This window comes from Pseudomonas edaphica (genome assembly GCF_005863185.1).
Classification (GTDB): domain Bacteria; phylum Pseudomonadota; class Gammaproteobacteria; order Pseudomonadales; family Pseudomonadaceae; genus Aquipseudomonas; species Aquipseudomonas edaphica.
The window spans coordinates 1-5,056 of the sequence record NZ_VBVZ01000462.1; the positions used below are offsets into that span (position 1 = coordinate 1).

A 5,056-nucleotide genomic window follows, 5' to 3' on the forward strand; every position below is an offset into this window, starting at 1 on the left:
CTGGAGTGCGAAGCGCTCCCAGGATTTTGGGGCCGCTGCGCAGCCCAGCGGGAGCAAGCTCCCTCGCCACAGTCCTACGCAAAACCCTCGCAACTATGGGTAAAACGCCCCGCCAAACCTGCCTTAAAATCCCCCGCCGCGTCAGCCTTTTCTGAATCTGCTCCAACTCGCCGTTTAGCCTTTTGCCGCCATTGACGCCCGCTGGCCAACCCTCTTATCTAGCGCTCAGAGGATTGGATCCTATCCCGGCTACTCACTGAATCGTTCCTTTCGGCACCCTGCGCGCAATCGCGCCACGGGCGCCGGAACGATTGCTGCTGGCTGCATCAAGGAGATTACTTATGACGCGCACCGCACCCCAGGCCACGCTCACCGCCCCGACCCTGCCCCAGGCGAATCGACACGGCATCAATGCCCTCGCCGCCACCCAATTGCAGGTGGATATCGCGCCTTACCCTGGCATGGACGAGGGCGACCTGATCGAACTGTTCTGGAACAACTGCTTTGCCGACTCACGTCGGATTACCGCGTGCAAGGTCGGCACGCTGACCCGCCTGCGTGTACCCGAAAGTTTTATTCAGGATGGCACCGCACGGGTTCACTACCAGGTCATGCAAGTCGGCCACGGCCCGGCACGTTCAGACCTCACTCAGGTGCCTGTGAAGACCTGCTATCCCGGTGGCCACCCTTCTGCACTGCTGGACGATGAAAACCAGAACCTCGCCCCGGTGTGCCTGCCCGAAACCATCCGCCGCTACGGTGTCAACGGCAGCCAGGTGCGGCGCGGCATTCCGCTGACCATCCAGCCCTACCTGAACATGGCCACGGGCGATTCAATCACCTTGCGCTGGGGCGACGTGCGCCTGGACCTGCCAAGAATCCAGGCCAAAGGCGTCGGCCTGCCGGTGCAGGTGTGGGTGCCGTCCACAATGATTATCGAAGCGGGCGACGACAGCCGCCTGGACGTGACGTACTGCATTCTCGATCGGGTCGGCAATAATTCGCGCTGGGCACCGGTACGCACCTTGAACATCGCCACCTGCGCGCCACAGCCGCCAGCCCGGCCAGCCAGCGCCACAACGATCTATCAACCGCGTCAGCCCGGTTCCCCCTGCGAACCTGGGTGACAGCCCTTCTATGCATATTCCTAAAAGTTAGTTTATTTAAAGATTTAACACGCTTAGGGTATATGCACCGGACCACCGGACATCTCTGATTTTTTTGTTTCTATTTCATTGAATGCGAGGTCGGTATGGTCAGAATTACCCCGGTGCATAACGCCAGGGCATTACGTGCAGCCAAGGAGCGGCGCTGATGTCTAACTTGGCTCTAACACCCCCCCAGAGTGATCTGGACGTAGCCCCATTGCTGTTGCCGGCCACGGTGCTGCGCAACGACGCCCAGGCGTTGAGCGCGGCCCATGAGCTGGCTCAGGCCGCGCGGCTGCAAGCAGCCAAACGCGACCAGCAGCGCAAACTGCCTTGGGCGCAGCTTGAGCAGTTCACCCGCAGCGGGCTGGGCAGTATTTCCATTCCCCGTGAATACGGCGGCCCCCAAGTGTCATTCGTGACCCTGGCCGAAGTGTTCGCGATCATCAGCGCAGCGGACCCGGCCCTCGGGCAAATCCCGCAGAACCATTTCGGCATTCTGCACCTGCTGCACAGCACCGCCACCGAGCGCCAGAAAAAGCAGCTGTTCCAGAGCGTGCTCGACGGTTGGCGCATCGGCAATGGCGGCCCCGAGCGCGGCACCAAAAACACCCTGGAACTCAAGGCGCGCCTCACGGCCAAGGATGACGGCTATGTGATCAGCGGCCAGAAATTCTACTCCACCGGCGCCTTGTTCGCCCATTGGGTCGCAGTAAAAGCACTCAACGATGACGGCAAGCAAGTCATGGCGTTTGTGCGCCGTGGCACGCCGGGGCTACGCATCGTTGACGATTGGTCGGGCTTTGGCCAACGCACCACCGCCAGCGGCACGGTATTGCTCGACCAGGTGCCAGTGGACGCAGAGTTGGTCGTCGACAACTGGCGCCTTGGCGAAAGCCCGAACATCCAGGGCGCCGTTTCGCAACTGATCCAGGCCGCCATCGATGCCGGCATCGCCCGTGGGGCGCTGGATGACACCATCGCCTTCGTGCGCGAACGTTCGCGCCCGTGGATAGACGCCAAGGTCGAGCGCGCCAGCGATGATCTGTACGTGATCGCCGATATCGGCAAACTGAAAATCGAACTGCACGCCGCCGAAGCCCTGCTGCGCAAGGCCGGCAAGGTGCTGGACGAGGTCAGCGCCGCGCCGATCACCGCGCAATCGGCCGCCCGCGCCTCGATTACCGTGGCCGAGGCCAAGGTGCTGACCACCGAAGTATCGTTGCTGGTCAGCGAAAAGCTCTTCGAACTGGCCGGCAGCCGCGCCACCCTCGCCGAATTCAACCTCGACCGCCACTGGCGCAACGCCCGCGTGCACACCCTGCACGACCCGGTGCGCTGGAAGTATCACGCCATCGGCGCGTATCGACTAAACGGCACTTTGCCTGCTCGACATTCCTGGATCTGACCGACCAGACATCTGGAGAAACCCATGACTTTTTCCCCTAACGTCGCGGTCATCACCAGCGACGAACACGCCCTTATTGTCGCCAGCGATCTGGCCGAAGACTTCCGCCGTGACAGCGCCCAGCGCGACCGCGAACGCCGCCTGCCCTTGCCTGAACTGGACGTGTTTTCGCGCTCCGGCCTGTGGGGCATCAGCGTACCCAAGGAGTATGGCGGCGCTGGCGTTTCCAACGTCACCCTGGCCAAAGTCATCGCCCTGATTGCCCAGGCAGACGCCTCGCTGGGCCAGATCCCGCAAAACCACTTTTATGCGCTGGAAGTGCTGCGCGTAAACGGCAGCCCGGCCCAACAACAACGCCTGTACGCCGAAGTACTCGCCGGGCAACGTTTCGGCAACGCCTTGGCGGAACTCGGCACCAAGACCGCCCATGACCGCGTCACCGCCATCACCCGCGATGGCGACGGTTTTCGCATCACCGGGCGCAAGTTTTACTCCACTGGCGCGATCTACGCCCAGCGCATCCCCACCTCGGTGGTGGATGAAAACGGCGTGCAGCAACTGGCGTTTGTGCCCCGCGACAGCGAGGGCTTGAGCGTGATCGACGACTGGAGTGGTTTCGGCCAGCGCACCACTGGCAGCGGTTCGGTGGTGTTCGACAACGTGTGGGTGGCCGCCGAGGACGTGATCCCGTTTCAGAGCGCCTTCGAGCGCCCGACCACCGTCGGCCCGCTGGCGCAGATCCTTCACGCCGCCATCGACACCGGCATCGCCCGTGCCGCCTTTGAGGATGCGCTGCACTTTGTGCGCACCAAAACCCGCCCATGGATCGACGCCGGCAACGACAAGGCCAGCGAAGACCCGCTGACACTCAAGAGCTTCGGCCACTTGAGCATCCGCCTGCACGCCACCGAGGCCTTGCTGGAGCGCGCGGGCGAATACCTCGACCGCGCCCAGGCCGATAGCAATGCCCAGACCGTCGCAGCAGCCTCTATTGCTGTCGCTGAAGCGCGCGCCTTGAGTACGGAAATCTCCCTGGCTGCCGGCAGCACCTTGTTCGAACTGGCCGGCAGCCAGGCCACTCTGGCCGAGCATGGCCTCGACCGCCACTGGCGCAACGCCCGGGTGCACACCCTGCACGACCCGGTACGCTGGAAGTACCACGCGGTGGGCAATTACTACCTCAATGATGAAAACCCACCCCTGCGGGGGACCATCTGAATGGCCAAGAAAAAAATCCTGCTCAATGCCTTCAACATGAATTGCATCGGGCATATCAACCACGGCCTGTGGACCCACCCACGGGACACCTCGACGCACTACAAAACGGTCGAATACTGGAGCGAACTGGCGCAAACGCTGGAACGCGGGCTGTTCGACGGTTTGTTCATCGCGGATATCGTCGGCGTGTACGACGTGTACCAGAACGCTATCGACGTGCCGCTCAAAGAGTCGATCCAACTGCCGGTCAATGACCCGCTGCTGTTGGTCTCGGCCATGGCCGCCGTGACCAAAAACCTCGGTTTCGGCCTCACCGCCAACCTCACCTACGAGCCGCCGTACCTGTTCGCCCGACGCATGTCCACGCTCGATCACCTGAGCCGTGGCCGGGTTGGCTGGAACATCGTCACCGGCTACCTCGACAGCGCCGCCAAGGCCATGGGCCTGACCGAGCAGGTTGAGCATGACCGCCGCTATGACCAGGCCGATGAGTACCTGCAGGTGCTGTACAAACTCTGGGAAGGCAGCTGGGAAGACGACGCGGTGCTCAACGACCCCAAGCAGCGGGTCTACGCGCAGCCGGGCAAGGTGCACAAGGTCGAGCATCACGGCGAGTTCTATCAGGTCGAGGGTTATCACCTGTGCGAACCGTCGCCGCAGCGCACGCCGGTATTGTTCCAGGCCGGCAGTTCGGACCGTGGCCTGCTGTTCGCCGGGCAACATGCCGAGTGCGTGTTCATCAGCGGCCAGAACAAGGCCGCGACCAAAACCCAGGTGGACAAGGTGCGCGCCAGTGCCGTCGAGGCCGGGCGCAACCCGGAGGACATCAAGGTGTTCATGGGGCTTAACGTGATCGTTGGCGCCACCGAAGCGCTGGCCTGGGCCAAGCACGCCGAGTACTTGAGCTACGCCAGCCCGGAAGCCGGCGTGGCGCATTTTTCGGCGTCCACGGCGATTGATTTTTCTCAATACGAGATCGACGAACCGATCCAGTACGTGAAGAGCAACGCGATTCAGTCGGCCACCAAGAACCTGCAGAACAACGACTGGACCCGGCGCAAATTGCTGGAGCAGCACGCCTTGGGTGGGCGTTACATCACTTTGGTTGGCTCGCCCGAGCAAGTGGCTGATGAGCTGGAGTCCTGGATCAGCGAGACGGGGCTGGATGGCTTCAATTTGACGCGGATTGTGACGCCGGAAAGCTATGTCGACTTTATCGACCTGGTGGTGCCGGAGTTGCAGAAGCGTGGGTCGTACAAGACGGCTTATGAGCAGGGAACAC

4 protein-coding genes are annotated in these 5,056 nt (G+C 62.3%); all 4 read left to right on the forward strand.

Annotation, left to right across the window (positions count from 1 at the left end):
- Positions 1–341 precede the first annotated feature (341 nt).
- The gene (locus FEM54_RS24215; RefSeq protein WP_026013583.1) at positions 342–1,127 is read left to right on the forward strand and encodes a hypothetical protein; all 786 of its coding nucleotides are present in this window, start codon (positions 342–344) and stop codon (positions 1,125–1,127) included.
- A gap of 187 nt (positions 1,128–1,314) precedes the next feature.
- A complete protein-coding gene (locus tag FEM54_RS24220; RefSeq protein WP_138453414.1) occupies positions 1,315–2,556 on the forward strand; it encodes an SfnB family sulfur acquisition oxidoreductase in 1,242 nt (413 codons plus the stop codon).
- A 24-nt stretch (positions 2,557–2,580) separates the two neighbouring features.
- Positions 2,581–3,774 carry an SfnB family sulfur acquisition oxidoreductase gene (locus FEM54_RS24225; protein WP_138453415.1) on the forward strand — a complete coding sequence of 398 codons (1,194 nt, stop codon included), beginning with the start codon at positions 2,581–2,583 and terminating at the stop codon, positions 3,772–3,774.
- Positions 3,775–5,056: LLM class flavin-dependent oxidoreductase (locus tag FEM54_RS24230; protein ID WP_138453416.1), on the forward strand; the 1,282-nt coding region annotated here is incomplete at its 3' end.

Excerpts from the sequence above, each read along its gene's own strand:
- FEM54_RS24215 (WP_026013583.1), top strand. The coding sequence starts at position 342 with ATGACGCGCACCGCACCCCAGGCCACGCTCACCGCCCCGACCCTGCCC.
- FEM54_RS24220 (WP_138453414.1), top strand. The coding sequence starts at position 1,315 with ATGTCTAACTTGGCTCTAACACCCCCCCAGAGTGATCTGGACGTAGCC.
- FEM54_RS24225 (WP_138453415.1), top strand. The coding sequence starts at position 2,581 with ATGACTTTTTCCCCTAACGTCGCGGTCATCACCAGCGACGAACACGCC.